Consider the following 25,787-nt stretch of genomic DNA (forward strand, 5'->3'; position numbering starts at 1 on the left):
AGCTTGTTATTTTAACACACGTCGAGCTGTAACATAGTTCTTTTGCGCCCAAGTGGAGCTTAAATTTTGTTTAACAACATTGTTAGTAGTCATACTAATAAATTGATTATTTCCTAAATAGATGCCTGTTTGCGTGATAGTTGCTCCTCCATCATTCGTTGAGAAGAACAATAAATCACCTTTTTGAAGCTGAGATTTGAGCACTTTTGTACCGACTAAAGCTTGTTTACTCGCTAGTTTATCCTTTAAATCAATGCCATTCTTGTTATATACATAGTACGTAAATCCCGCACTTGTGAAAGTTAGTGCACTCTCATTATACGTATAACCAAATTTTGCTTTGCTAGTTAAACCTGAAGCTGTAGCAATAATCTTATCGGCAGACGTATTCGCTGAAGGTGCACTTACAGAGGGGGTGTTAGAGAAAACCCGCTTAGCTGTAATATAGTGTTCTTTATAGTAATCAACTAATAAAACTCTCGTCATCACACCATCGGAATTTGGGATGATAATACGGTGATCACCGGCATAAATCCCAACAATAGAAGGATTTTTTGAGCCTGCTACACTATTAAAGAATACTAAATCACCCTTTTTCAAGTTTGCACGAGCTACCGTTGATCCTTGGTTCATTAAATCAGTTAACGTTTTTGCACCAAGTGTCACACCGCTTTTACGATAGACGAAATCGACAAATGCTGGGGCTGTAAAGCGTAGGCTCGATTCATTTGTTGAAGAACTAATCGTTGCTTTATTTTTATACGTTAGCGCATTCTCTACAATTTTATCGCCTTTTGTTGCAGGGTTGGCAGATAGAAGGGTAGGTAAAACGCGTCGTGCTGATACATAGTTTTCAGTATAATAAGGTTTACTATTTAAATCTGAGATCACAATATTTTGCTTGGAATCAGCCATGTGAATCATTTTATTGTCACCTATATACATACCTACATGGTCGGGGTCAGTTCCTGTTTTTTTACTCTTAAAGAATAGTAAATCTCCCTTTTGTAATTGGTTACGTGCTACATACGTACCTTGTTGAATCATATAGTTTTCATTATACGTCCCAAGATCTACACCATTTTTCTCGAAGATATACATTAAAAATGAAGCACAAGAAAATTTATAAGGATATGTAGGCTTGTAAACCGTATTGCTATATGTCGCTTGACCCATTAAGCTTTTACCAGTTTGAATCAATTGATTGGCTTTAGCGGCAACTGCCTGAGCGTTGTTTTGTGCATTTGTTGTAGCTGCCTCTACTTGAATTGGCTGCGTCGCTGTTTGGACTAATCCGAATGAGCTAAATCCAATGGTTAATGCAAGTGTTGTAGATAAAAATCGTTTATTCATGTTGTAAATAACCTCCTGAAGCGTTTAGTAGGATTTCTCCTGTATCGTCTTGCCTTGGAAATAATCGTAGCATGAAAATATAGGGCTTCTTGGCGGTAAATGTTGCCAGGGAGGTGTGGGGGAGTGCCTCAACGCCTGCTATAAATGGCTTTATCGAAGGAATTTACAGTTATATTACAAATGTTTCAGTAAACTGTAATATGGGAGGATTTCATCTAAAAAAACTGCCCAAAATAGGGCAGTTTAGGCAATTGCCTGTATGATTTCTACTCGATTACCAAAGGGATCTCGGAATTCAAAACGCTCATAATAGGGGATAGGTACAGAGTCTTCTATTTCGATTTGATGTTCGGCTAGTTTCTTCTTCCAGTAATCAATATCTTCAACTTGATACGCAATATGAGCCTTGGTCGACAATCGATCAAAGCCATCCTCTGTTCCTACATGTATCTCTTGGTGACCAAGCTGTAACCAAAAGCCGCCTCTGCCTTTAAGAGAAGCGGGTTTTTCTATTTCTTTCAGACCTAAGACACCGCAATAAAAATCTTTCCCTTGATTCTCTGACCCTTTTGGAATAGTAATTTGCACATGATGTAAAGCAATAATCATAGTTAGACCTCCTGTTTCAAATACTTATAGCTAATTATAGATTAATTTCAAAATAGTTGAAATGAAAGGTCGTGTCTACTCTCAGACTGTAGACAAACTCAAAAAATTTGAGAGTTTGCCAACAGTCTTTTTTCTTTTACAATGAAATAAAGTAAAGCCGTTGATTTCCACTACGGGCGGACGCTTTCTGCGGGCGGGGTCGAGCTGCTTCTCTCGCTTCGCTCAGTCCAGGATCTCGACTTTCCCGCTTTTCCCGCAGGAGTCGCCGCCCTTCGTTCCCATCAACTTCTACATAAAGTCTTACTTAATGCAAGTGAAACCATGAAGAATATTATGAAATAGCTGAATGAGTAAATAAACTATAGTTTTTTGAATCTATTAAGATCATACAAACCTTATGGTATAATAATAAAAACGGAATAATAGGATAGAGGTACAAACCAAATTGGGTTTGTTTAAAAGGGAAGATCGGTGGAAATCCGACGCTGTCCCGCAACTGTAAATGGGAGCACATTTCAAGAGACCACTGTTACGCCTTGTAATGGGAAGGTGAAAGGTGTGAAGAACATAAGCCAGGAGACCTGCCTTTATCTAGTACAGCCAAGAAACCTACGCGGATAGGGGGTGTTGAGTGTGACTAGAGAAATTCTCCTGCATGCTCATAGTACGATGATTGCTAAAAAGATAGCTTCTATGAAGAATAGAAAGCTTATTTCCATATGGCAAACATCGTATTATGTCGTGTATTTGTCATAAAAGACATCTTTCTAATGAGGGAAAGATGTCTTTTTTATGTAAATTATTAAAGGAGTGGTCCACATGAATCCACAAGTTGTTGAGTATTATGAAAGTTTATTTAAATTAGAAATTATGCAAGAGCCAAAGCCTTTAAAGGAGCTTGTTGAACAATATGTTGGGCATGATACAGCACATGAGCAATCTATTTTAGCAGCGTACGCGAATGTGATGAAGGAATTAATTGGATAATCAACGTTTGAGGGCTACTTCTTGATGGGGTAGCCTTTTTGATTGTGCATTTGTTGACAACATTTTTGTGGAAGGCGTAAAATTCAATGGCTTATTAATTTTGCAAGCTATGAAAGCAGCGAGAGCAGTGAATTCGCTTACGTGAATATTTTCCCAGAGGTCATTCGAATACTGGCACGTGGGGTAATCGATGGGCAGGCAGTTATGACAAGCAAAATTGCTTTAGAAGATATCGTAGAAAGGCTTTAAAGCATTAATGAAAAATCGAAGTCCGTGTAAAATTCTTGTGAATTTGAGTTTATAAATCTTTCCTAAATCGTAGCTAAACTTGTGTCCACATTTGTTTGGCTATGATTGTTTCATCTTTAAATAGGATAATACCACTAGGAATACATTTGTTTGTCATAAAACCGCCTTTAGGACTTCATTCATATTTCACTTTTACTTTATATAATAAATTTGATATTTATCTTCATTCAGCAACTGTTTGTACTGAAAGTAGTATCAAATACAGATGGTTCCTCCTTCAAAGGGAGTGATGAATGCTTATTAAGTGTTCAAACGCCTACTGAATCAAGATAATGCCTCAATCGGATATCACAGATTTTGAAGAGGAACTTTCCAGCCAAGCTCCTCTTCAAAATCTGGCCGTAGCCTAACGTCAGCGGCCATTACGGTGAGGCGTATTTGATCAAATAGATTGGAGATTAAAAATGAAAAATCTGCTTTATTCAAGGCTTTGGCGTTTGCATTTTTTCGCAGCCCTTTGTATTACGCCATTACTGCTATCTCTCACATTAAGTGGGATTGGTTATTTGTTTTTTACAGATGTAGAAAATCGTTTATATGATGATTATTTTTTTGGCGATAGCCATAAAGAAGAGGTCTTAACAATTGATGAAGCAGTGGAAAAAGCAGAGGCAGCATTTGCAGGTTACTCCACTACAAAAGTGATTATGTTGGAAGAGCCTTATAATACGCGTTTAACTTTATCAAATGGGAATGAACAGAAGTATGTATTTTTAGATGATCATTATCAAATGGTTGGTAGTCAGGATGCCAATTATACATTCTCTAATATTATGAGAAATACCCATAGCTCATTATTTATTGGTGGTACATTTGTCAATTATTTAGTAGAACTAGCGGCATGCTGGACAATCTTTTTACTACTATCCGGACTTTATATGACGTTTAAAGGGGATTTATTGAAAAAGCGCAAATCGGAAAATAAACGACAAAAAAGTAAGAGATACCATGCGCTTGTTGGGACAATCATTACTATTCCCATGGTGATGTTCATTGCTACAGGGCTTTTATGGTCTGCTTTTCAAGGTTCCATATTGGCAAATATAGCGTCAGAAAGTCCAACTTTCGGCTACCCATTATTACAGCAAAAGCCACCAACATCCGATGTGTCTGAAATTCCATGGGCAACGCGTCAATTAGAGGCGCCATCATCTGAGGGAGAACATGCACAGCATCACGGTGGGGGGGCTGTCCGTTATACAAACGACAACCAAATGACCATTGCTAATCTTGAAAAAGAAATAACTGCCATGAATATTGCCAAACCTTATTCGATTATTTATCCATCAAACGAAGAAGGCGTATTTACAGTGGCAAAGGCCAGTAATTCAGGTGTAACAGGACTTGATGTCAAGCCTACAGACGAGGCAACGATGTATTTTGATCAATATAGCGGCAAGTTTATTGATCAGGTTAACTATGAGGATTATGGTATGCTGGCGAAATTCTTTACATGGGGCATTCCTTTACATGAAGGCCATTTGTTTGGCTGGCCAAATAAGCTGTTAAACTTACTGGTATGTTTAGCCTTTTTAGCAGTAATTGTATGGGGGATTCGCACTTGGATTTTACGTAGGAAAAAAGGTGAGCTATCTGCACCACCACAAATTTCACATAAAATCTCACTTCCTTTCGTAATTTTCCTTATTATTTTAGGAATTATTATGCCATTGTTTGGTGCCTCATTGATTGCGGTAGTGTTGATTGAATATTTCATTTTAGGATGGCAAACCAAAAAGAAACTAAGAGCAGAAGAAACTAAATAAAGATAATGGATACGGCACAACCCAAATGTGTCGTATCTTTTTTTGTTGTTTATTTCATTTGGAGTAAGCCGAATACTATGTTGATGCAGAAAATTATTTATAGATTTTTCAGCGCGATTTTATAAAGTTTTAAGATTTGTATGGTACATTGCTATTAGTTTCAGCTTATTGGGGGAATTTAGATGTCGATTAAAACGAGGTTTTTGCTATCTTATGTGGGCGTTATTATGATTGCCATCACGCTTTTACTTGCAGCGGTTTTTCTTTTTTCCTTTGCCATTACAGGTGATGTTAAAGCAATTGAGCATTTTTACAAAAAGTCTTATGTCCAAAAGCCTTTAACAACGGTAGAGGAAAATGCTTTTTTAGATTTGAAATTATTGGCAAAAAAAAATCCCCAGCAGCTTTTAGATATTGAACAGCTACAAACCATAAATGCTCCTTCCATTGAGATTGTTGTGCGGAAAGACCATCAAATTGTTTATGCAACACAACAAGAGCATCAACAACTATTGCTTCAAAGTTTACCAGGTTTTGAAGCGACCAATATTAATTCACGTGACACAATTATGATTAATCAAGCCTTTTATACGTATGTGAAGTTCGATTTTTATTTCCCAGACAAAACAGAAGGGAGTATCTTTGTATTAAGAGAGGTTAGTTCACATGCGGAGGTCACGCGAGAACTGTTACCCATTCTGTTAGGTATCTTATTTGTCTTATTTATGATGATTATCGGTTTACTCAATTATTTAGTGTCTAGAAGTATCATTAACCCAATCACAGCCTTAAAGGAAGGGGCAGAACGGATTAAATCGGGTGATTTAGATTTTGAAATTACATCCCGTTCTAATGATGAAATTGGTCAGCTTAATCGATCGTTTGAGGAAATGAGAGTTAAACTGAAGGAATCTGTACTAATTCAGCTTCAATATGAAGAAAATCGGAAAGAATTGTTATCGAATATCTCCCACGATTTAAAAACGCCAATGACCTCTATTATTGGCTATGTGGAGGGCATTAAAGATGGTGTAGCGAATACTGAACAGAAAATGGATAAATATTTAACAACTATCTATACGAAAGCCAAGGATATGGACGTGTTAATTGATGAATTATTCTTATTCTCGAAATTAGATTTGAAAAAGGTTCCGTTCCAAATGGAAAGTGTCAATCTTCAACAATATATGCATGATTATGTGGAGGATGCTAGCTTTGACTTTATTGCCAGAGATATTCATTTACAATATATATCAGCAGGCTCTTCGCTTTTTGCTATGGTGGACAGGGATAAGCTAAGACGTGTCTTATCCAACTTATTGAGCAACAGTGAAAAATATATGGATAAACCTTATAAGCAAATTATTATTTCCCTACATGAGCGAGTAGATGATGCCATCATTCAAGTTACAGATAATGGTGCGGGAATTGACCCTACTGCATTACCACATATATTTGATCGTTTTTATCGTGCGGAACCTTCTCGAAATTCTCAAACAGGTGGAAGTGGTCTTGGGTTAGCAATTGCCAAACAAATCGTCCTTGAAATGGGTGGCGATATTTGGGCAAAGAGCGAATTAACAAAGGGAACGAGCATTTTCATTTCATTGAAAAAGGATGAGGAAATGGGGGGAAATCATGAAAAAAATACTATTAATTGAAGATGAAGTGAGCATAGCAGAGCTCCAACGAGACTATTTAGAAATTAATGATTATGTGGTAGATATTCAGCATCATGGCGATGAGGGGCTGAAGCAGGCGCTTCATGGCGATTATGATTTAATTATTTTAGATATTATGCTTCCTGGAATGAATGGCTTTGAAATTTGTAAACAAATTCGAGCAGTGAACAATATCCCCATCTTATTTGTATCGGCTAAAAAAGAGGATATTGATAAAATTCGAGGTCTTGGGTTAGGGGCAGATGATTATATTACTAAGCCTTTTAGTCCTAGTGAGCTTGTGGCAAGGGTCAAGGCGCATATATCTAGATATGAGCGTTTAGCCTCAAACCAACCAACGAACAATATGATGTCTATACATGGCCTTACGATCGATACATCAGCTCGAAAGGTTTTGGTGAATGGTGAAGAAGTGGCCTTTACGACCAAGGAATTTGATTTGCTTGTGTTTTTTGTCAAACATCCAAATCAAGTATTAAGTAAAGAACAATTATATGAGCGGAACTGGGGCTATGAATCCGCTGCGGATGTTTCCACAGTTACCGTGCATATACGAAAGCTTCGTGAAAAAATTGAACGTGATCCAGCACAGCCAAAGTTTTTAGAAACCGTATGGGGTGCAGGTTACCGCTTAAATGTGTAAGACACCGCCTCGTCGTCTTGACGAGGTTTTTTTAATTGAAAATTTTAGACTTTTTTAAGAAATGGTTAATAGGCAATTTAGCAATGAATTATAAACTATACATAGACTGCTAAAATTAAATAGTGAGGGCGGTGAATAGCCAATGAAAAAAATGCAAGCAGCTATGATCGCTTTATCATTTTTATTGCAGGGATGTGCCTCAAATGATACGGAGACCATAAGGCGTGATAAAGGAGGAAATGAGGAAATGGCAACAGATTTGACGAGTCAATTGTTTCAAGCGGTAGAAAAAAGCGATGTAGAATCGCTAAAAAAAGTTATACATGAAAAAGTGAATATCAATGCACAAGACGCAAGCAATCGAACGGCTTTGATGATGGCTACCTACAATCAGGATGTGGAAGCAGTGAAATTACTCATCGATGCAGGTGCGGATGTGAACATCCAGGATGATATGAAAAACACGCCTTTCTTATATGCGGGTGCGGAAGGCTATTTGGATATATTAAAGCTAACGATTCAAGCAGGTGCCGATTCTACGATTGTAAATCGTTATGGTGGAACGGCATTAATTCCAGCATCTGAGCACGGCTACATTCATGTCATTGAGGAATTATTAACTACCACAAACATCGATGTGAATCATGTCAATAATCTGGGATGGACAGCATTAATGGAAGCGATTGTATTAAATAACGGCAACCCTACACAGCAAACGGCCATTCAAATGTTGATTGATCATGGAGCTGATGTCAATATTCCAGATAAAAATAATATGTCACCTTTACAGCACGCAAAACAGAAAGGATTTAAGGAGATTGAAGAAATCCTTGTTGCAGCAGGAGCAAAATAAACGACTAGACTTTAGCCATCGAGAAGCTTCACTCTTGATGGCTTTTATCTCGTCAAAATCGTGATGCAAGTGGCCAACGCTTTGATATTATTACTTCATTGCGCAATCGCTATGTGACTGTGATAACAAGTGAAGGGGAAGAGTTTGTAGCTAATTATGTGCCTTTCCACAAGCAGCTGTTGGAAAATAAGCTCCTCAATTTAGATTACCTGCAGGTCAAACCTTCCCTTCAAACAAGGTGTTACATACCAAGTGTACTCACATTGGGCAGAAATTGATGTAAAGAGCTTTGTTGCAAAAAAATAGCACCATTTACACTGCAATCTGCTAAGGCTATTAATAGTAATTCATTGGAATTGTAATTAACTAATAATCCTAAAACGGATTTATTAGCTGGCAGAAGTGTGGAACTTCGTGGTAATGGTGGCACATTAAAAGCAGATGTAAATTATACGGTGACACCATTAAATAATTGGGCGATAGCGACAAATGTAGTTCTCCAAGGTAAATAAACAGGTGAATTTGTAATTGAACTATGTAGTATACGTTCTCCTATCAAAAAATCTCGTCACAGAGGTGGCGAGATTTTTCTGATTTATAGCCAGCCTTTATCACTAGCAATTTGAGCGGCCTGCTGTCTTGATTCTACTTGTAGCTTTTGAATAGAGGTTGATAAATAATTACGAATGGTGCCTTTTGTTAAAAATAATTGTTTACTGATTTCGTGAGTGGTTAAGCCTTCTTTCACCAGTTGTAGCACGGCAACTTCTCGCTCATTTAAAGGATTTTGCTCTTTCATAAATAAGGTAGCAGCTAAATCTTTACTGACCACCTTTTCACCTTGCATGATTTTGCGAATAGTAGCAATTAAATAATCAATCGGTTCATCTTTCAGTAAGTAGCCATGTACCTCACAATCCATGGCCTTTTGTAAATAGCCTGGGCGTGCAAATGTAGTGACAATCATCACTTTACAGGGCAAGTTGGCCTCTTTAATTTTTTCTGCAAGCTCTAATCCTGACAGATGGGGCATTTCAATATCTACCAGGCAAACATCGGGTAATTCCTGCTGAATGTAGTCCCATGCTTTTTGACCATCTGAAACTTCAGCTATTACTTCAATATCTGGTTCGAATGACAAAAGGGATGTTAAGGCACCACGTAACATTTGTTGGTCCTCTGCTAGTAAAACTCGTATCATGTTGAGGGCTCCTTTCCATCTTGAATTGGTATGCTGAATATTACGAGAGTGCCTGTCCTTGTACCCCCTTCAAAAAGGGCACAACCTTGCAGAACACGCATTCTTTCTTTCATCGAGTTCATGCCATTACCCAGCCCCTTCTGTTCCAAACCAATCCCATCATCTTGAATGGCAATGGTAAATTGTCTATTTCGACATTCAATCTCTATGTTGCAGTTTTGAGCCTGACTATGCTTCAGCATATTAGTTGTAGCCTCACGTACACATAAAGCTAACATGGTTTCCTCAACACTTGAAAGAACAATTTTTGGACAATGATTGTTAATAGTGGTCGTAATATTCGCACTTTGTAAGAGCTGCTGGCAGTGTAGTAGCTCTGTTTGTAGAGACACAAAATTCATATCCGAAACGAGCTCTCGTACTTGCTTTAAGGCTATACGTGTTGTAGCTAATATGTCATTTAATTCTTGTTTGACACTGGAAGGATCTCGGTCGATAAGTTTAGTGGTCAATTCCGTTTTGATTTTAATCATCGTCAGGGTGTGACCAATCGTGTCATGAAGATCTCTAGCAATGCGCTGTCTTTCCTCTTGTTGAACAAGCTGGGTATTGACATCTGCCAATTCAATTTGTAGGTTTTTCGACTTTTCTACAAAATAAATGAGAACAGGGAATACTAATTGAATGATCATTAAGGGTATTAGTACTTGTGTGTCAACAAGTGCTAGGGAATTTGCGGTCGCCCACAAAATGATTAAAAACATAGCAGCTATACCAAGAATTCCGCTAGCAATATGCCATTTTGATTTTGCCCTCCCTAATAAATCGGCAAAGGTAAATCCGAAGATAAGCATGAAGATATCCTCGTAAATAGCAAGGATGGTAATGAGAAGGAAGCCTACAAGTGAGGCAATTAGTAGCTTCCAATCTCGATTCCATAAAGCCATATAGAAGGCGACTAAGTACAAGGCTAAAATAACGATTTTAGCTGTGAAAGGGAGTACAGAATGCGACCATAATACCATGGCAATTAAAACAATTATGGATACAACATCGATGATTAAATAGTGTTTAACTTGTTCTCTGGGATATATTTTTATGGCTTACACCATCCTCTGTTGCTTATTCTTTGTCAGAGCTTGAATCGTTTTTTTACGAACCCATTCCATCGGGCCAATACGGAACTGGTGCTGCCAAAATGTTGCTAGTACTAGCTGTAGACAAGATAGGGCAACCCACATACTTATAATAAAAAGGCTATTTACATGCCCGCCTAAGCCAAGCCCCCAGCCGTAAAAAATAATAGACGCCAGCACGTTTTGCAGGACATAACAGCTCAATGACATTTTGCCGACATTGGCAAACCGTTGCCAAAGCCAATCTAGCTTCTTATATTCTACCAGTTTACCTAAAATTCCAATATAGCCAATGGATAGAATAGGTGCACATAAATAGCGAACAGGTAAATCAAAAAGTCCCCCAGGTATAAAAATTAGCAGATTCAATGGAATACCAATGAATACACCGATTGTAAAAAGCTTTTGTCGAGCTTGATAACCTTTACTTGTTGGTGAAAAAACCTCGTTGCGCATGAATTTGACCCCAAGGATAAATAAAAAAACATTCATCGGGATAATAAATATAGCTTCCGTTCGATAAAATAAAAAGTTTGTCAGGCGATGCTGTACTTGCGCCAGCCATGTACCATTTTCATAGATGGCTGTGACAGTTTCCATCCCATTTAGGGAAACGCTAGCCCCAAGCAATGTAACGACAAAAATAAAAAGAATGAGGAAGACATGAAAACTACCCAAAAGATAGAAAGCCCATGTCATGACTTTGTCGCCTAATCTAATGAGAATAGCCACGATAAATGCCGTAACGGCGTAGCTCATTAAAATATCATATTCCATGACCAGTGTGTAATGAAGTAGTCCTTCCACCCCTAAGAAGACAATGGTCCAAAGATACACGCCAGGCCAAGTATTTCCTCTACGAAGTGCCTGCTGGTATTTTAACTGTAAACCTACCCCAAACATAATCGTTAATAATCCTAGTAACTTGCCGTTTACAAAAAATAGTACTAACATTCGTAAAAAATCATTGAATGACCACCAACCAGTATAATTACTCGTTGTAATATACGATAAATCACCCAGATAAGCAAAAATCCAAATATTCGTTCCGAGGGTCCCTAAGACAGCGAATCCTCTTAGCATATCGATAAAGGGAAGCCTTTGTTGTGTTTGCATAGTTCCATCACTCTTTCTTTGTTTTTCTTATATTCATGATAAGAAAACAGGAGGATAAAACCTATTCACACGAGTCAAAGAATCGTTATGACAGGTGTCATAACAAAAAAACCAGCAACGCTTTGGATGCTGGCTAGATGGTTATTTTGTACAGATATAGATGCGATAATCTAAAATATTATCGTATTTTTCATTCATCATAATATGCTGATCCAAGACATCATACAATGTGGATTCAATCTCCTTGGAAATGTGGAATTCTGGCTTAGAGGAAATATCCTTATTTTTTTGTATGCGAATATCTTGAAACCCTATCTCTTGAAATAATGCAACCCAATCCTTTTTCGTAAAGAGAGCATCAAACCCGTAAAATTGTTGAATATCGTCTGCCAGCTGTGAGGAAAGAAGCGTAGGGATTGTAAATTCAATAGCAATCAAGCGCCCACCTTGTTTTAATAAACGAAAAATCTCTTGCAATGCACGTTGTTTATGAACAAAGGAAAGAACAGATTCAGCAAGCACAAAGTCAAATGCTCCATTGGGGAGTGATGTTTCCTCAATCGAGCCTTGAATGATATTGACTGGTAAACGTGCTTTTTTCATGCGGTGACGTGCCTTTTCTATCATAATGGGATTAATATCGATACCCGTTACATTTGTTGTATAGTAAGAAGCCAAAAAGGCAGCTGTTTGCCCTGTACCACAGCCAACATCTAAAATATGAGAGGTTGGCAGAATACTCTCATTCTTTAGGATTTCCTTTGATAGATTGATGCCACCAGGATGGGCACCACCAACACCAAATTTTGCTAGGAATTGGAGATAATTAGAGTCTTGAATGAAAACCACCTTCTTTTTCATATAGTATGAAAAGAAAACTAGTATGGTTCCCTTACATATGATGAAAAGCTAGAAATCCTATTTTTAAATAGATAATTTTTGATACTTCTTCATACGTCTAATTCCTTCATAGATGATGCACATATACTAGGGGAGAGCTTTTAGATAGGAGGTGTATAAATGCCACATTTTCAGCCGAATTATAGAAGAGGAGTCTATCCTTCAAACAATATGGGAACTTTTGGTCCTCCATTTCGAGGTAGAGCGATGCAACCTAACTATCCACCCAATCGGCAATTTCAAGGTCCTGGTTTAGGAAGATTGCCAGATCATTTACATGCAATCATGGGGCATGCTGGAACGATTACGAATGGCGTAAATATGTTAAGACAGATGGGGGCACTATTAAGTTTATTCAAATAAAAGAAAGAAGCCCTCTTAAGAATGCTTTCTTTAAGAGGGTTTCTATTGCGAACTAATGGGATGGGACAAGTTCTTTTTCGATAATGGAGCGATTTTTCTCTTTAAATAGTTCATTATGAGAGGACACCATTCCATGGCGATAAGCAGTTGGCTCTAAATAAGTTTTAATAGAGTTGACCGCGTTGGCTGCATCTTGGAATGTCCCAAGCAGCAAATTGATTTTTCCTTCAAATGATAAAATATCTCCTGCCGCAAAAATACCAGGCTGTGCTGTTTCACCAGTTGCTTTGCCTTCAAAATAATAATCATCCTTTTTAGGAATAGAAATGGCTTCATCAAACGTGAGGGACGCTTCACAATTATAGCCATGACTAATGATAACCTCGTCAATTTGACGAGTGTAACTTTCCTTCGTTTTCGAATTTTCACATCTCACTAATTGAATAGCGGTTTTATCATCATTCGCTAAAAGCTTTGTAATCGTCGTATTACATTCAATTAGGACCCCTGCATCAATGGCTTCTTTTACAGTTGCTTCATGCGCTGATAATGTATCTTTACGGTAAACCACTGTCACACTTTTAGCAAGGGGGCTCAGTTCTACAGCCCAATCAATGGCCGCATTGCCACCACCAGAAATAAGGATATCCCTATTCACAAAACGTTTATAGGATTGAACGGTATAGTGTAAATTGGACATTTCATATTTCTCAGCACCTTCCAGTGTTAGTTTCTGAGGGTTTATAATACCGCCACCAACCGCTAATAGAACAGTTTTTGAATAATGCCTTTCTCCAGTTGCCGTATGTACAATAAATAGATGTTCTTGTCGTTCAATAAAATCTACTTTTGTGTTTGTTAGAATAGTAGGGTCAAATGTTTTAGCTTGCTGGATCAATTGTTTAACAAATTTCTCACCTAAAATAGGGGGCTGGCCTCCTATATCCCAAATAAGCTTTTCAGGATAAAGTAATACTTTTCCACCAAGTTGAGATTGGCTCTCTATTAATTTTGTTTTTAATCCTCGTAAACCACTATAAAAGGCGCTATATAAGCCAGCAGGGCCTCCGCCAATAATTGTCACATCATACACATGTTGCATTTTTATTGCCACATCCTTAATTGATAGTAAAAAAGTAATTGACAAAATCTTATCATAAAACTAGACTAATTTTAGTGATAATGATTATCATTTTTAACAGTGCCTATCATAGCATGGAATGAAGTAAAATGAAAGAGAGGGTCCGAATTGCGTTTAGAAGTTGAATCGATTCGTGTTGGTTATGAGAATAAAACGATTGTGCATGACTTATCGCTACAAATTCCAGATGGCAAAATCACAACCATCATTGGTTCAAATGGCTGCGGAAAGTCTACCTTATTAAAGGCAATTACACGAATTTTAAAGCATGAGAGTGGACAGGTCATTCTGGATGGTCAAAATATTTCCAAGATGAACACGAAGGAATTGGCGAAAGAACTTGCGATTTTACCGCAAAGCCCAGAAAGTGCACATGGTTTAACAGTGGAAGAGCTTGTATCCTACGGTCGATTTCCCTATCAAAAGGGCTTTGGCAATTTATCACAGAAAGATAAAGAGGTCATTGACTGGGCTTTACAAGTGACAAAAACAGAAGAATTCCGCTTGCAATCTGTAGACGCTTTATCAGGTGGACAGCGTCAACGAGTGTGGATTGCCATGTCTTTAGCTCAAGAAACCGACATTATATTTTTAGATGAGCCAACAACCTATTTAGACATGGCACATCAATTAGAGGTTTTAGAGTTACTTTACAAGCTAAATGAAGAACAAGGGCGCACGATTGTTATGGTACTCCATGATTTAAATCAAGCGGCACGTTTTTCTGATTATATTGTGGCGCTGTCACAAGGAGAGCTTGTTAAATTTGGAACTGCGGAGGAAGTCATGGTTCCAGAAGTATTAAAAAAAGTGTTTAATATTGATGCTGTAATTGGCAAAGATCCACGAACGAACAAACCAATATGCATTACATATAACTTATTACAAACCGTTTAAAGGAGAATGAAAGACAATGAAGAAGTGGTTATTACCAATGTTTATGATGCTCGTACTAGTACTTGCAGCGTGCGGCAATAAAGAAGAGAAAATAGAAAAGGCTGATGAAGGCTCGAAAGAAGCGACTTCTGCAGAAACAATTACTTATCAATCTGAAGCAGGTCCTATTGAAGTACCAGCAAACCCTAAACGTGTAGTCGTGTTATCTTCATTTGTAGGGGATTTATTACAGCTTGATGTTGATGTTGTCGGTGTAGATGCATGGGCAGCGAAAAATCCGAACTTTGAAGATGCTATTAAAGATGCAGTAGTTGTAGAAAATACAGATATCGAAAAAATTCTTGAGCTAGAGCCAGACTTAATCATTGGTTTAAATGGTATTGAAAATGCTGATAAATTATCAGAAATCGCTCCAACTGTATTATTTACGTATGGGAAAGTAGACTATTTACAGCAATTTATTGAAATCGGTAAAGTGGTCAATAAAGAAAAAGAAGCAACGGCATGGGTAGAAGATTTTAAAGTACGTGCAGCGGAATCTGGTAAAAAAATTAAAGAAAAAATCGGGGAAGATGCAACTGTAACAGTCGCAGAAAACTTTAATAAACAATTTTATATTTATGGCGATAACTGGGGACGCGGAACAGAGATTTTATATCAAGAAATGGGCTTAAAAATGCCTGAGAAAGTTAAAGAAACAGCTTTAGAGCCAGGCTACTATGCTATTTCTCAAGAGGTTTTAGGGGATTATGCAGGGGACTATGTGATCTTCAGTATGTTCCAAGACCAAGATAATTCATTTACAGACGCAGCATGGTTTAAAGACTTAGAAGCAGTGAAAAATGGTCATTTATTTGAAGTGAATGCAAATGCCTTTTATTTCAATGACCCGATTACATTAGAACATCAACTGAAGTTCTTTGAAGAGAAATTTTTACAATAATTAGTAGAGAGTAGCGAAGGCAAATGACAAAGTTTCGACAGTTACCATTTTGGCTTCAGGTATTGCTTGCATTGCTCGTATTAATCGGCACGGCTTGTATCTCGCTGTGCTTAGGTGCAGCGAATACGAGCATTCAAGATGTCTATCAAGCAATTGTCGGACAAAGTGGTGGTAAGCATTACACGATTTTACGTGAAATTCGATTTCCTCGTATCATTGCTGCTATTTTTGTTGGCAGTGCACTCGCAGTTGCGGGAGCGATTATGCAGGGGGTTACACGCAATCCATTAGCGGATCCAGGGCTACTTGGTTTAACAGCAGGGGCAAATGCGGCCCTTGCTTTAACGATGGCATTTATCCCGAAATTCTCTTATTATACGTTAATTATAGCCTGCTTTATTGGAGCTGGAATTGGTATGATAATCGTTTATGGGATCGGTGCTTCTACTAAGAAAGGTTTCTCACCATTGAGACTTGTTTTAGCTGGTGCAGCAGTTACTGCATTATTACAGGCGATTGCTGAAGGCACAGGCATTTTATTTCAAATTTCCAAGGATGTTTCGATGTGGACGAGTGGCGGATTCATTGGCACGACATGGCAGGCGTTATTGATTGTTCCTGTCATTGTCATAGGTCTCCTATTGTCATTTGCTTTTAGTCGACAATTAACGATTTTAAGTTTAAATGAAGAAGTTGCGGTAGGAGTTGGACAAAACACAACATTGATTAAAGGTATTATGATGTTTGCTGTCGTTATTTTAGCAGGCTCTGCCGTAGCTCTTGTTGGGAATCTAGCATTTGTTGGCTTAATGGTACCTCATATTGTTCGCGCATTTGTAGGAACGGATTATCGTTTTGTCTTACCGATGAGCGCAATTATTGGCGGCTGGTTTATGGTGACGGCTGATTTTGCAGGTCGCATGATTAATGCACCATTTGAAACGCCAGTTGTAGCGATTGTTTCGATTCTTGGTCTACCATTCTTCCTACTATTAGTAAGGAAGGGAGGACGCCAATTTGTTTAAAGAAGGTCGCAAAAAACAACGAAAATGGCTTTTTACTTGGCTTGTCGTCACGTTATTCATTTTTGTTCTAGGCATTTCTTTAGGACCAGCCTCAGTTTCGTTTGATCGCATTCTACCAACCTTGTTAGGCAACGGTAGCTTTAAAGAATCCTTCGTATTATTCTCAGTTCGCTTACCAAGAATGTTGGTATTAGCAGCGGCAGGGATGGCGTTAGCTTTAGCAGGTGCGGTCCTACAAGGGGTTACACGCAATGATTTAGCAGATCCAGGGATCATTGGTATTAATGCGGGAGCAGGTGTCGGGATTACAGTCTTTTACTTACTTGTAAATGGCGATCTCCCACATTTTGCTTATATATTGCCAGTTGTAGGGTTTTGTAGTGCTCTTTTTACTGCCCTTTGCATTTACTTTTTCTCTTATCAACGCCATAAAGGGGTGCAACCTGTTCAATTGATTTTAATTGGGGTAGGGGTAGCCTCTGCTTTATCTGGGGTTATGATGGTATTAATCTCCTCAGCAGAGCGTAGTGATGTGCAATTCATTGCCCAATGGCTTGCAGGTAGCGTTTGGGGTACGGATTGGCCATTTTTCTGGGCTTTAGTGCCCTGGCTTGTGCTTGGGATTCCGTACATTTTCTATAAATCCAATGTCTTAAATGTCTTGGCGATGACGGAGCAAACAGCCGTAGGTCTTGGGATGAATATCGGGCGCGAGCGGTTACGCTTATTAATCGTCGCTGTGGCACTAGCAGCAGCAGCAGTTTCTGTAACAGGTGGTATTGCCTTTATAGGGTTGATGGCACCTCATATTGCCAAACAGCTTGTCGGAGCACGCTACCAATTCTTTTTACCATTGACTTTATGCATTGGCGCAAGTTTATTAATGCTGTCCGATACGATTGGCCGCGTTGCCATTGCTACTGCAACAGTGCCAGCGGGAATTATTGTGGCCTTTATTGGCGCACCTTACTTTTTATATTTATTACGGAAAAGTGTATAGAAAAGTGATAGCACGAGTAAATGGATGCTCGAAAGCAAAGGCTTTTGAACTACTGAAATGAAAGAAAGATTTATTTTACTAAATGGATATGGCAAGTTTTTAGGAACCTCATTTGTTGAGGTTCTTTTTTTATATAATCAAGACAGGAGGTGAATAAATGATTCTATTAGCACGTCGAATATCGGAAACACAGAAGACACTAGAAGCCATTGTTCGAAGACTCTCAAACTCTCACCAGGAGTACTCGAATTATGATGAAAACTTAAGACGTTTAAAGGCTGGACACGCAGGCGAACAGCGTGTAGATGCAGAGTGGCTTGAGATAGACCTTCCTACCCCCTATTATTTTCTCCATGATTTTCAAACGATGAATAACTTCGGCTCTACTCACCAAATGGACACCATTTTTCTATGTCCACACTTTTTACTGATTGTAGAAATCAAAAATATAACAGGCGTTCTCTCATATGATACCTCCTTTGCACAATTGACACGGATGACCTCAGAAGGCAAGGTAGAGGGAATGACTGATCCATTTCTTCAACTTGAACGACATGTAGGATGGATGAAAAAACTGTTACATCAAGAAAAATTTCAATTGCCTGTTTTGCATGCAGTCGTGCTTGCAACAAAAAATGGAATTTTATCAGAAGGTTTTCATGGACAGCCAATATTTCATGTAACCGGATTACGTACACATTTACAAAAATGGTTCGACCTGCATCAACCAGTAGAGAATGAAAACCTCTTTCGATTTGCTATGCACCTCATGTCCCTGCATAGCACAATAAAAAGAGAGGTGAAGGTACCTCTTGAGGAGATGGTAAAGGGGGTTCTATGTCCCCATTGTGCGAATGGTCAGCCAATGAACTACCATTATAAAAAATGGCATTGCCCTCGCTGTAAATGGGTCGACCAGGATGCATTGAAAAAAGCCCTCGAAGATTATCGATTATTAGTAGGTCCAAAGCTCACCAATAAAAGCTTCCGCGAATTCTTTGCCATCGATTCCCCAAACGTCGCCTACAAGCTACTACAGCAGCTCCCATTAAAAGCAGACGGAATAAAGAAACATAGACAGTATTGGATTATGGAATAGAAACGAACTACAATTCAGCCAGACTGAGTTGTAGTTTTTTTGTGGGGAGATAGTGAGGCAAAGTGAGCGAAACATCAAGAGTGACGGATAGAGGGAGGAAAGTGACGGATAGAAAAGGAAAAGTGACGGATAGAGAGTGAAAAGTGATGGATACGCATGAAGAAGGCTCGGGTGGAGAGGCGAAAATGAGGGAATCGCAAAGAGTAACGGATAGAGTGAGGAAAGTGACGGATAAAACGGAAAAAGTGACGGATAGAGAGTGAAAAGTGATGGATACGCATGAAGAAGGCGCGGGTGGAGAGGCGAAAATAAGGGAATCGCAAAGAGTGACGGATAGAGTGAGGAAAGTGACGGATAGAACGGAAAAAGTGACGGATAGACAATGAAAAGTGATGGATACGCATGAAGAAGGCGCGGGTGGAGAGGCAAAAATGAGGGAATCGCAAAGAGTGACGGATAGAGTGAGGAATGTGACGGATAGAACGGAAAAAGTGGCGGATAGAGAGTGAAAAGTGATGGATACGCATGAAGAAGGCGCGGGTGGAGAGGCGAAAATGAGGGAATCGCAAAGAGTGACGGATAGACAATGAAAAGTGATGGATAGAACGGAAAAAGTGACGGATAGAGAGTGAAAAGTGACGGATACGCATGAAGAAGGCGCGGGTGAAGAGGCGAAAATGAGGGAATCGCAAAGAGTGACGGATAAAGTGAGGAAAGTGACGGATAGAATGGAAAAAGTGACGGATAGAGAGTGAAAAGTGATGGATACGCATGAGGAAGGCGCGGGTGGAGAGGCGAAAATAAGGGAATCGCAAGAAGTGACGGATACTCCTGCTCGCTTTCTACTCCTTGTCCACCTTTCTCTTCTCCATTACAGCCGACTAATAAAATTGACATAAATACCATGCCTGAAATTATACCCTTTTTCATTATTTCTCCTTCTCCTTCCAAAGAAATTCACCACTTAATCAAGTGCTATATAAAAATAACAAATGCACCCAAATTACCCTTATTTTATAGATGTGATATCCCGACTAGACAAATAGAGATTTTAGGTTTATAGTTAGCTAGGCTAACTAATATAAAAGGAAGAAGTGATCTTGTGACAATTGAGCAGGAGTTTTTTAATCAGTATCGTTTAATGTATAGGCCTTTTATTAATAAGCTAAATGTGCAACTTGAACCGTATCAGTTATATAGCTCACAGTGGGCAGTTCTTCGTTTATTAAAGGATAAGGGTCCGCATTCCTTTGTTGATATCGCGAATTTTATGTCTATTGAGAAGCCGAGTGTGACGAAGCTTGTACATAAGCTTGTGGAGCTAGGCTATGTGGAAACGATGGTGGGCAAGGATAAGCGAGAAAAGCTTGTGTATTTATCGGCGTATGGGGAGGAGCTTGTGCAGGAGATTAAAGCTCACTTGAAGCCATTTTTTGAGCATGCACTGGCAGGTGTACCTCAGCAAGATATCGAAATTGCGACACAGGTTTTTGAAAGAATTTGTATGAATATTAATCAATAGGAGAGCGAGTAACGTGGAAGTAACAGCAAGAAAGAAACTATGGACAAAGGACTTTTTAATTGTCTCTCTCATAAATTTTACCATTACGTTAATCTTTTATTTATTAATGGTTACGATTGCTGCTTATGCAGTGGAACATTTTAATGCGTCTACAAGTACAGCCGGTCTTGTATCGAGTATTTTTATTATTGGAACATTATTAGGGCGTCTTGGAACGGGCCGTATTATTGGGGATTGGGGAAGCAAGAAAACATTATTCTGCGGATTACTTTTATTTATGTTGTCAACGATGTCCTATTTTATAGCAGGAAATTTACCGTTACTTATGCTGAATCGTTTAATACAAGGGATTGCCCTTGGAGTAGCGAGTACAGCGACGGGGACGATTATTGCACAGATTTTACCACCTGAGCGACGCGGGGAAGGGATTGGTTATTATAGCTTAAGTGCGATTTTGGCTACAGCTATTGGACCTTTTGTCGGTATTTTATTAACACAGCTATTTGAGGATTATCGCATGATTTTTGCTGTTGATTCCGTTTTAGCTATTATCTGCTTTTTCATGTATTTTATCGTAACAGTCCCAGATGCGCCGAAGAAGACAGTGGATGCAGCTGTGAAGGCTGGCTTTAAGATGACGAATTTCATTGAATTGCGTGCTGTACCGATTGCCTTTGTTGCACTGGTAATTGGTTTTGCGTATTCGGGTGTTATGTCCTTTATGACGTTTTATGCGAAGGAGCTTGATTTAGTATCAGCAGGCAGTTACTTTTTCATCATCTATGCTATTGTCATTTTAGCTACACGCCCATTTACTGGGAAATTACTAGATACACGAGGTGCTAATATTATTATTTATCCATGTTTGGTGATTTTTGCTATTGGTATGTATGCATTTAGTTCAGCGTCAACAACCATTGCTTTTTTAATTGCTGCAGCATGTATAGGTATTGGCTATGGTAACTTCAACTCTGTTGCACAGGCTGTTGCTATTAAGGTAACGCCGAATGAACGTTTAGGACTTGCGACATCTACTTACTTTATTTTTTATGATTTAGGATTGGGTGTCGGGCCTTATTTCTTAGGATTATTTGTGCCTTCAGCGGGCTACAGTGCCATATTCTTTGCGATGGTCTTTGTCATTTTATTATCCATTGTGCTTTATTATTTCTTACATGGTAAATATGAAAAAATGAAACAAGTAAAAATCTTGTAGATTAGAATCATTATATTGTGGAAAAAACGTCTTTTTTCTAGTTGTTTATAAAAAACAACTTAAAAATGACGTTTTTTTCTTTTTAAAAAAAATTATCTTGCATTAGAGGATGATAATCATTATCATCACAATATAAAACAAAATCGGGAGTAGGTACGAAGTATGAAAAACAAATCATTATTGTCTGTATTAGTAGCAGGAGGCATTCTAATGGCAGGCTGTGGTAATACAGAAGATACAAAAAAAGAAGATAAGCCAGAAACAGAGCAATCAGATAAAGCTGCACAAGAGGTTGATTTATCTTCTGAACTAGCAGCCTATCAACAATTTGCATTAGAGCAAATGGATCAATTTTTACTAGAAACAGAGAAATTTGTCAATCTTGTTAAGGCTGGAGATATTGAAGGAGCAAAAGCTGCGTATGCACCAGCACGTATGTATTTTGAGCGTTCTGAACCCATTGCAGAAAGCTTTGGCGACCTAGATCCACGTATTGATGGTCGTTTAGCTGATATACAGGAAGAAGGAAAAGGTGAAGAAGAATGGTCAGGCTATCATAAGCTTGAGTATGCGCTTTGGGAAGAAAATACAACAAAGGGCTATGAGGTAGTGGCTGATCAGCTTCTGGCAGATGCGAAGGAATTACATGCCCTCGTACAAACAGTTGAAGTGACTCCTGATTTAATGATAACGGGTGCAGTTGATTTATTAAATGAAGTGTCAACATCTAAAATTACAGGTGAGGAAGAAATTTACTCCCATACAGACCTGTATGATTTTAAAGCGAACATTGAAGGTGCTGAAAAAATCTTTGAAATTTTACGTTCAAAATTAGAAGCGAAAGATTCAAAATTAGTCACAGCGCTTGATGAAAAATTCAAAGCGGTGGACGATTTATTAGCACAGCATGCCACTGCCGATGGTGGTTATATTTCCTACGAGGAATTAACAGAGGACAACACAAAAGCGCTTGCGGCAGCGGTGAATCAGCTTGGAGAACCATTAAGTCAAATGGGAATCATTTTGGAGTGAACATAAATGACAGCATCAAATGAAGAAAAATGGATGAATAAAAAAATCTCTAGACGTGATATGTTGAAACTGACAGGCATTGGGGTGGCAGGTGTTGCCATTGGTGCCTCTGGTTTAGGTGGTGTAATGAAAGCAATGGGCTATGATGTTTTTGAGCCTGTGGCTGACAGTACTACGGCAAGCAATAAGGTCAATTTCTACGGCCCCCATCAGTCAGGTATTGTAACACCTGTACAAACGAATATTTATTTTGCTTCTTTAAATGTGTTAGTGACATCGAAGAAGGAACTGCAAGAGTTATTCCAGCAATGGACACCTCTTGTTGTGCGTTTAATGAATGGTGAATTAATGGCTGATATTTCATCGAATACGAGAGTACCGACTGGTGATACCGGTGAGGCAGAGGGCTTAGATGCTGCCAATTTATCAATTACTATTGGTGTGGGTGCTTCCTTATTCGATAAGCTTGGTATGCAGCATTTAAAGCCAGCGGAGTTAAAGGATTTACCACATTTCCCAAAAGATCAGCTACAGAAAGAATATACAGGTGGTGATTTGTGTATTCAGGCCTGTGCAGATGATCCACAGGTGGCATTCCATGCGGTCCGTAATTTAGTGCGTGCAGCATCTGGGAAAGTGGAGATTAAATGGTCACAGTCAGGCTTTAACTCGTTCCCAGCAGGTGGTGGGACCCCCCGAAATCTTTTTGCATTCAAGGACGGCACAGTGAATCCATCCATTACAGATGAAAAGGATTTAAAAAAAGTTGTTTGGGTGGATAAAGGTTGGCTAAAAGGCGGCTCTTATTTAGTTGCACGTAAAGTTCAAATGCATCTTGAAACATGGGATCGTACATCTTTAAAAGATCAAGAAGCTACATTTGGTCGTTACCGTGATAGTGGGGCACCGATGGGTAAAACTAAGGAATTTGATGATTTTGATGTAGAGGCGAAGGATGATAAAGGGAATTATATTATGCCTGATACATCACATGTTCATTTGGCTCGTAAAGCAGGAGCTCGTATTTTGCGGAGATCGTATTCCTATGCATCTGGTGTGATGTCGAATACAGGCACTCATGATGCAGGGCTTATCTTTATTTCATTTCAAAAGGACCCTGCCCAATTTACAACGATTCAAAATAGCTTGGGACGTATGGATAAAATGAATGAGTATATTACCCATCGAGGCAGTGCAGTGTTTGCTTGCTTCCCTGGTGTACAAAAGGGGAGTTATTTAGGTGAAGCACTTTTTAACGCGCTGTAGTATCGTTATTGCTTTATTTCTGACTTTAGCTTTACCTGTGCAAGCTGCGCAATCCTATAGTCATTTATATATTGCAATTAGTGATGCATTAATGAATACAAAGCAGGATAAAGAGACAGAGGCTAAACAGGCTCTTGAACAGTTTGCCACAGATTGGGCTAAGGTTTCTTCAGAACAAAAAGAGGCGAAAGCTAAGGTTGATGACATCCTTGCCCAAGCAACAGAGGCCACATCAAAGGATGACCGATTAGAGGCGCTGTCTGCCCTGTCGAATGCTTTACGAGCCCTAGAAAAACTGGAAAATCCAGTAGATGAGGCTGCACAGCGAGCGGAGTTTGGGCAAAAGATGAAGCCGATTTTGGCAGACTTTGAAAAAGCTTTAGCTAGTGAGGATGCTCAGGCAATTGACGAAGCTTATAAGGATTTTAATCTCAAGTGGAACAAAAGTGAGCGCCCCGTACGTGAGCAAAGTATTGCCATGTATGGACAAATCGAAACACAGATGGCATTTCTACGAATCTCTATTTCTGCTGAAGAGCCTGATATCGCGTTAATGAAAACTCAATTTGCAGATTTACAACAAACGATTACAGATTTTGTAGCGGGTAAAGAAACAGCAGAAGCGGTAGAAGGTGACTATTCATTAGCTACATTAATTGCTTATATTGATGAGGCGATGGACTTTGTAGATGACGGTGATTATAAGGCAGCCTCTAATAAGGTTCGAGAATTTATCATGATTTGGCCACGTGTTGAAATAGAAATCTCAACTCGTAATGGTAGTCTTTATACTAAAATTGAAAGTGATATGCCTATTATCGCAAGTGATTTATTAAAATCCTCTGTCGATCAAGAAGCAATTACAAAAAAATTAAATACATTCCGTACAGAAATCGAATTGATTCAAGGAGATTCGGATTATACGCTTTGGGATGCAGCGTTAATTTTATTACGAGAAGGGCTAGAGGCTTTACTCATTATATTAGCTCTTGTATCGTTTCTTAATAAGTCAGGGCAAAAGAAAATGCGGAAATGGATTTATATTGGAGCATTTGTGGGTGTTTTGTTATCAGCCGTTGCCGCAGTTCTTATGTCAACAATTTTAAACTCGGCTACAATTGATACGAATCGTGAATTAATGGAAGGCTATGTAGGCTTACTGGCCGCTGCGATGATGATTGGTGTAGGTATATGGCTGCATAGTAAATCAAGTGTGGTCAGTTGGAATCGCTATATTTCGAAGCAAATGGGCAATGCTATTTCCAGTGGCTCTATTTTTGCCATGGCAGCGATTAGCTTCTTATCTGTTTTCCGAGAAGGGGCAGAAACGCTTGTTTTTTACGCGGGTATTGCACCGAAAATGGCGACTTCTCAGTTTATCCTTGGGATTGTAGTTGCACTCATTATCCTTGCCTTGCTTGCCATTGTGTTGTTTAAGGCAAGTGGGAAAATTCCTATTCATAAATTCTTTGCCGTAGCAACATGGCTCATTTATGTATTAGCCTTTAAGATTATCGGTGTCAGTCTGCATACATTACAGCTGACTAATAAGATTTCTACAACAATTGTCGATGGCTTACCTGTCATAAGCATGATAGGTTTCTATCCAACCGTGGAAACAATGATTGGCCAAGCCATATTATTAATTTTAATCGTGGCAACCATCATTTATAAAAAGAAGCAAGCCTGAACGTCTTTCACAAACGCTTATGGCCTTAAGGGATGTCT

The 25,787-nt window shown here is 38.8% G+C and carries 24 protein-coding genes and 1 riboswitch; of the genes, 17 read left to right on the forward strand and 7 right to left on the reverse strand.

Annotated features, from left to right (window positions below; all coding sequences use genetic code 11):
• Positions 1-6 precede the first annotated feature (6 nt).
• Together ACP3VS_RS08060 and ACP3VS_RS08065 are read right to left on the reverse strand one after the other, a co-directional pair.
• A complete protein-coding gene (locus ACP3VS_RS08060) occupies positions 7-1,353 on the reverse strand; it encodes a C40 family peptidase (RefSeq protein ID WP_036167966.1) in 1,347 nt (448 codons plus the stop codon).
• Between the two features lie 243 nt (positions 1,354-1,596).
• On the reverse strand, positions 1,597-1,962 hold the full coding sequence (locus ACP3VS_RS08065; protein ID WP_426388523.1) for a VOC family protein: 366 nt from the start codon (positions 1,960-1,962) through the stop codon (positions 1,597-1,599).
• A gap of 414 nt (positions 1,963-2,376) precedes the next feature.
• Positions 2,377-2,565: riboswitch (cobalamin riboswitch) on the forward strand.
• Between the two features lie 30 nt (positions 2,566-2,595).
• Here ACP3VS_RS08065 and ACP3VS_RS08070 point away from each other — a divergent pair.
• The 6 genes from ACP3VS_RS08070 (at position 2,596) to ACP3VS_RS08095 (ending at position 8,202) form a co-directional block, all read left to right on the forward strand.
• Positions 2,596-2,718, forward strand: coding sequence for a hypothetical protein (locus ACP3VS_RS08070; protein ID WP_258858684.1), 123 nt, complete (start codon positions 2,596-2,598; stop codon positions 2,716-2,718).
• A gap of 63 nt (positions 2,719-2,781) precedes the next feature.
• A complete protein-coding gene (locus ACP3VS_RS08075) occupies positions 2,782-2,949 on the forward strand; it encodes a hypothetical protein (RefSeq protein WP_012293960.1) in 168 nt (55 codons plus the stop codon).
• A gap of 713 nt (positions 2,950-3,662) precedes the next feature.
• Positions 3,663-5,024, forward strand: a complete 1,362-nt coding sequence (locus tag ACP3VS_RS08080; protein WP_426388524.1) for a PepSY-associated TM helix domain-containing protein — start codon at positions 3,663-3,665, stop codon at positions 5,022-5,024.
• A gap of 182 nt (positions 5,025-5,206) precedes the next feature.
• The gene (locus tag ACP3VS_RS08085) at positions 5,207-6,685 is read left to right on the forward strand and encodes a sensor histidine kinase (RefSeq protein ID WP_031419647.1); all 1,479 of its coding nucleotides are present in this window, start codon (positions 5,207-5,209) and stop codon (positions 6,683-6,685) included.
• Complete coding sequence (locus ACP3VS_RS08090; RefSeq protein ID WP_031419648.1) at positions 6,663-7,349, forward strand: response regulator transcription factor; 687 nt, start codon at positions 6,663-6,665, stop codon at positions 7,347-7,349. The genes ACP3VS_RS08085 and ACP3VS_RS08090 overlap by 23 nt, the downstream gene beginning before the upstream one ends.
• A gap of 142 nt (positions 7,350-7,491) precedes the next feature.
• Complete coding sequence (locus tag ACP3VS_RS08095) at positions 7,492-8,202, forward strand: ankyrin repeat domain-containing protein (RefSeq protein WP_080720007.1); 711 nt, start codon at positions 7,492-7,494, stop codon at positions 8,200-8,202.
• A gap of 595 nt (positions 8,203-8,797) precedes the next feature.
• On the opposite strand, the gene ACP3VS_RS08100 is transcribed toward ACP3VS_RS08095, so the two are convergent.
• From ACP3VS_RS08100 to ACP3VS_RS08115, 4 genes are all read right to left on the reverse strand, one after another.
• Positions 8,798-9,403 (reverse strand): response regulator transcription factor, encoded by a 606-nt coding sequence (locus ACP3VS_RS08100; protein WP_031419650.1) that lies wholly within the window; start codon positions 9,401-9,403, stop codon positions 8,798-8,800.
• Complete coding sequence (locus ACP3VS_RS08105; protein ID WP_419185341.1) at positions 9,400-9,936, reverse strand: sensor histidine kinase; 537 nt, start codon at positions 9,934-9,936, stop codon at positions 9,400-9,402. The genes ACP3VS_RS08100 and ACP3VS_RS08105 overlap by 4 nt, the downstream gene beginning before the upstream one ends.
• A 570-nt stretch (positions 9,937-10,506) precedes the next feature.
• Entirely contained in the window at positions 10,507-11,655 is a 1,149-nt protein-coding gene (locus ACP3VS_RS08110) for a DUF418 domain-containing protein (RefSeq protein ID WP_036215600.1), read from the reverse strand.
• Positions 11,656-11,796: 141 nt separating this feature from the next.
• Positions 11,797-12,504 (reverse strand): class I SAM-dependent methyltransferase, encoded by a 708-nt coding sequence (locus tag ACP3VS_RS08115; RefSeq protein WP_230584373.1) that lies wholly within the window; start codon positions 12,502-12,504, stop codon positions 11,797-11,799.
• Between the two features lie 171 nt (positions 12,505-12,675).
• On the opposite strand from ACP3VS_RS08115, the gene ACP3VS_RS08120 reads away from it, so the two are divergent.
• The gene (locus ACP3VS_RS08120) at positions 12,676-12,918 is read left to right on the forward strand and encodes a hypothetical protein (RefSeq protein WP_031419654.1); all 243 of its coding nucleotides are present in this window, start codon (positions 12,676-12,678) and stop codon (positions 12,916-12,918) included.
• A 52-nt stretch (positions 12,919-12,970) separates the two neighbouring features.
• On the opposite strand, the gene ACP3VS_RS08125 is transcribed toward ACP3VS_RS08120, so the two are convergent.
• Positions 12,971-14,020 carry an NAD(P)/FAD-dependent oxidoreductase gene (locus ACP3VS_RS08125; RefSeq protein ID WP_012293971.1) on the reverse strand — a complete coding sequence of 350 codons (1,050 nt, stop codon included), beginning with the start codon at positions 14,018-14,020 and terminating at the stop codon, positions 12,971-12,973.
• Between the two features lie 147 nt (positions 14,021-14,167).
• Here ACP3VS_RS08125 and ACP3VS_RS08130 point away from each other — a divergent pair, with 147 nt between their 5' ends.
• The 10 genes from ACP3VS_RS08130 to ACP3VS_RS08175 all read left to right on the forward strand — a co-directional run bounded on the left by ACP3VS_RS08130 (position 14,168) and on the right by ACP3VS_RS08175 (position 25,749).
• Positions 14,168-14,956 carry an ABC transporter ATP-binding protein gene (locus tag ACP3VS_RS08130; protein WP_426388525.1) on the forward strand — a complete coding sequence of 263 codons (789 nt, stop codon included), beginning with the start codon at positions 14,168-14,170 and terminating at the stop codon, positions 14,954-14,956.
• 16 nt (positions 14,957-14,972) lie between these two features.
• Positions 14,973-15,899, forward strand: coding sequence for an iron-hydroxamate ABC transporter substrate-binding protein (locus ACP3VS_RS08135; RefSeq protein ID WP_031419655.1), 927 nt, complete (start codon positions 14,973-14,975; stop codon positions 15,897-15,899).
• A 23-nt stretch (positions 15,900-15,922) separates the two neighbouring features.
• Positions 15,923-16,924: a FecCD family ABC transporter permease gene (locus ACP3VS_RS08140; RefSeq protein WP_012293973.1), complete on the forward strand. Its 1,002-nt coding sequence runs from the start codon at positions 15,923-15,925 to the stop codon at positions 16,922-16,924.
• A complete protein-coding gene (locus tag ACP3VS_RS08145; protein WP_036166445.1) occupies positions 16,917-17,924 on the forward strand; it encodes a FecCD family ABC transporter permease in 1,008 nt (335 codons plus the stop codon). Before ACP3VS_RS08140 ends, ACP3VS_RS08145 begins: the two co-directional genes overlap by 8 nt.
• Before the next feature lie 157 nt (positions 17,925-18,081).
• On the forward strand, positions 18,082-19,023 hold the full coding sequence (locus ACP3VS_RS08150; protein ID WP_012293976.1) for a nuclease-related domain-containing protein: 942 nt from the start codon (positions 18,082-18,084) through the stop codon (positions 19,021-19,023).
• A 1,102-nt stretch (positions 19,024-20,125) separates the two neighbouring features.
• Positions 20,126-20,545 carry a MarR family winged helix-turn-helix transcriptional regulator gene (locus tag ACP3VS_RS08155; RefSeq protein ID WP_012293977.1) on the forward strand — a complete coding sequence of 140 codons (420 nt, stop codon included), beginning with the start codon at positions 20,126-20,128 and terminating at the stop codon, positions 20,543-20,545.
• Positions 20,546-20,558: 13 nt separating this feature from the next.
• Positions 20,559-21,761: an MFS transporter gene (locus ACP3VS_RS08160; protein ID WP_012293978.1), complete on the forward strand. Its 1,203-nt coding sequence runs from the start codon at positions 20,559-20,561 to the stop codon at positions 21,759-21,761.
• A 162-nt stretch (positions 21,762-21,923) separates the two neighbouring features.
• Positions 21,924-22,793, forward strand: a complete 870-nt coding sequence (efeO, locus tag ACP3VS_RS08165; RefSeq protein WP_012293979.1) for an iron uptake system protein EfeO — start codon at positions 21,924-21,926, stop codon at positions 22,791-22,793.
• 6 nt (positions 22,794-22,799) lie between these two features.
• Complete coding sequence (gene efeB, locus ACP3VS_RS08170) at positions 22,800-24,059, forward strand: iron uptake transporter deferrochelatase/peroxidase subunit (RefSeq protein WP_036166434.1); 1,260 nt, start codon at positions 22,800-22,802, stop codon at positions 24,057-24,059.
• Complete coding sequence (locus tag ACP3VS_RS08175) at positions 24,034-25,749, forward strand: FTR1 family iron permease (RefSeq protein WP_012293981.1); 1,716 nt, start codon at positions 24,034-24,036, stop codon at positions 25,747-25,749. Before efeB ends, ACP3VS_RS08175 begins: the two co-directional genes overlap by 26 nt.
• Positions 25,750-25,787 lie beyond the last annotated feature (38 nt).

Origin of the sequence: Lysinibacillus sp. VIII_CA (assembly GCF_049943995.1) — a bacterium.
Lineage (GTDB): Bacteria > Bacillota > Bacilli > Bacillales_A > Planococcaceae > Lysinibacillus > Lysinibacillus pinottii.

Coding starts and splice junctions, on each gene's coding strand:
- ACP3VS_RS08080 (WP_426388524.1), top strand. CDS start 3,663: ATGAAAAATCTGCTTTATTCAAGGCTTTGGCGTTTGCATTTTTTCGCA.
- ACP3VS_RS08085 (WP_031419647.1), top strand. CDS start 5,207: ATGTCGATTAAAACGAGGTTTTTGCTATCTTATGTGGGCGTTATTATG.
- efeO (WP_012293979.1), top strand. CDS start 21,924: ATGAAAAACAAATCATTATTGTCTGTATTAGTAGCAGGAGGCATTCTA.
- ACP3VS_RS08135 (WP_031419655.1), top strand. CDS start 14,973: ATGAAGAAGTGGTTATTACCAATGTTTATGATGCTCGTACTAGTACTT.
- ACP3VS_RS08090 (WP_031419648.1), top strand. CDS start 6,663: ATGAAAAAAATACTATTAATTGAAGATGAAGTGAGCATAGCAGAGCTC.
- ACP3VS_RS08065 (WP_426388523.1), bottom strand. CDS start 1,962: ATGATTATTGCTTTACATCATGTGCAAATTACTATTCCAAAAGGGTCA.
- ACP3VS_RS08095 (WP_080720007.1), top strand. CDS start 7,492: ATGAAAAAAATGCAAGCAGCTATGATCGCTTTATCATTTTTATTGCAG.
- ACP3VS_RS08105 (WP_419185341.1), bottom strand. CDS start 9,936: ATGATTAAAATCAAAACGGAATTGACCACTAAACTTATCGACCGAGAT.
- ACP3VS_RS08140 (WP_012293973.1), top strand. CDS start 15,923: ATGACAAAGTTTCGACAGTTACCATTTTGGCTTCAGGTATTGCTTGCA.
- efeB (WP_036166434.1), top strand. CDS start 22,800: ATGACAGCATCAAATGAAGAAAAATGGATGAATAAAAAAATCTCTAGA.
- ACP3VS_RS08150 (WP_012293976.1), top strand. CDS start 18,082: ATGATTCTATTAGCACGTCGAATATCGGAAACACAGAAGACACTAGAA.
- ACP3VS_RS08120 (WP_031419654.1), top strand. CDS start 12,676: ATGCCACATTTTCAGCCGAATTATAGAAGAGGAGTCTATCCTTCAAAC.
- ACP3VS_RS08100 (WP_031419650.1), bottom strand. CDS start 9,403: ATGATACGAGTTTTACTAGCAGAGGACCAACAAATGTTACGTGGTGCC.
- ACP3VS_RS08060 (WP_036167966.1), bottom strand. CDS start 1,353: ATGAATAAACGATTTTTATCTACAACACTTGCATTAACCATTGGATTT.
- ACP3VS_RS08125 (WP_012293971.1), bottom strand. CDS start 14,020: ATGCAACATGTGTATGATGTGACAATTATTGGCGGAGGCCCTGCTGGC.
- ACP3VS_RS08110 (WP_036215600.1), bottom strand. CDS start 11,655: ATGCAAACACAACAAAGGCTTCCCTTTATCGATATGCTAAGAGGATTC.
- ACP3VS_RS08075 (WP_012293960.1), top strand. CDS start 2,782: ATGAATCCACAAGTTGTTGAGTATTATGAAAGTTTATTTAAATTAGAA.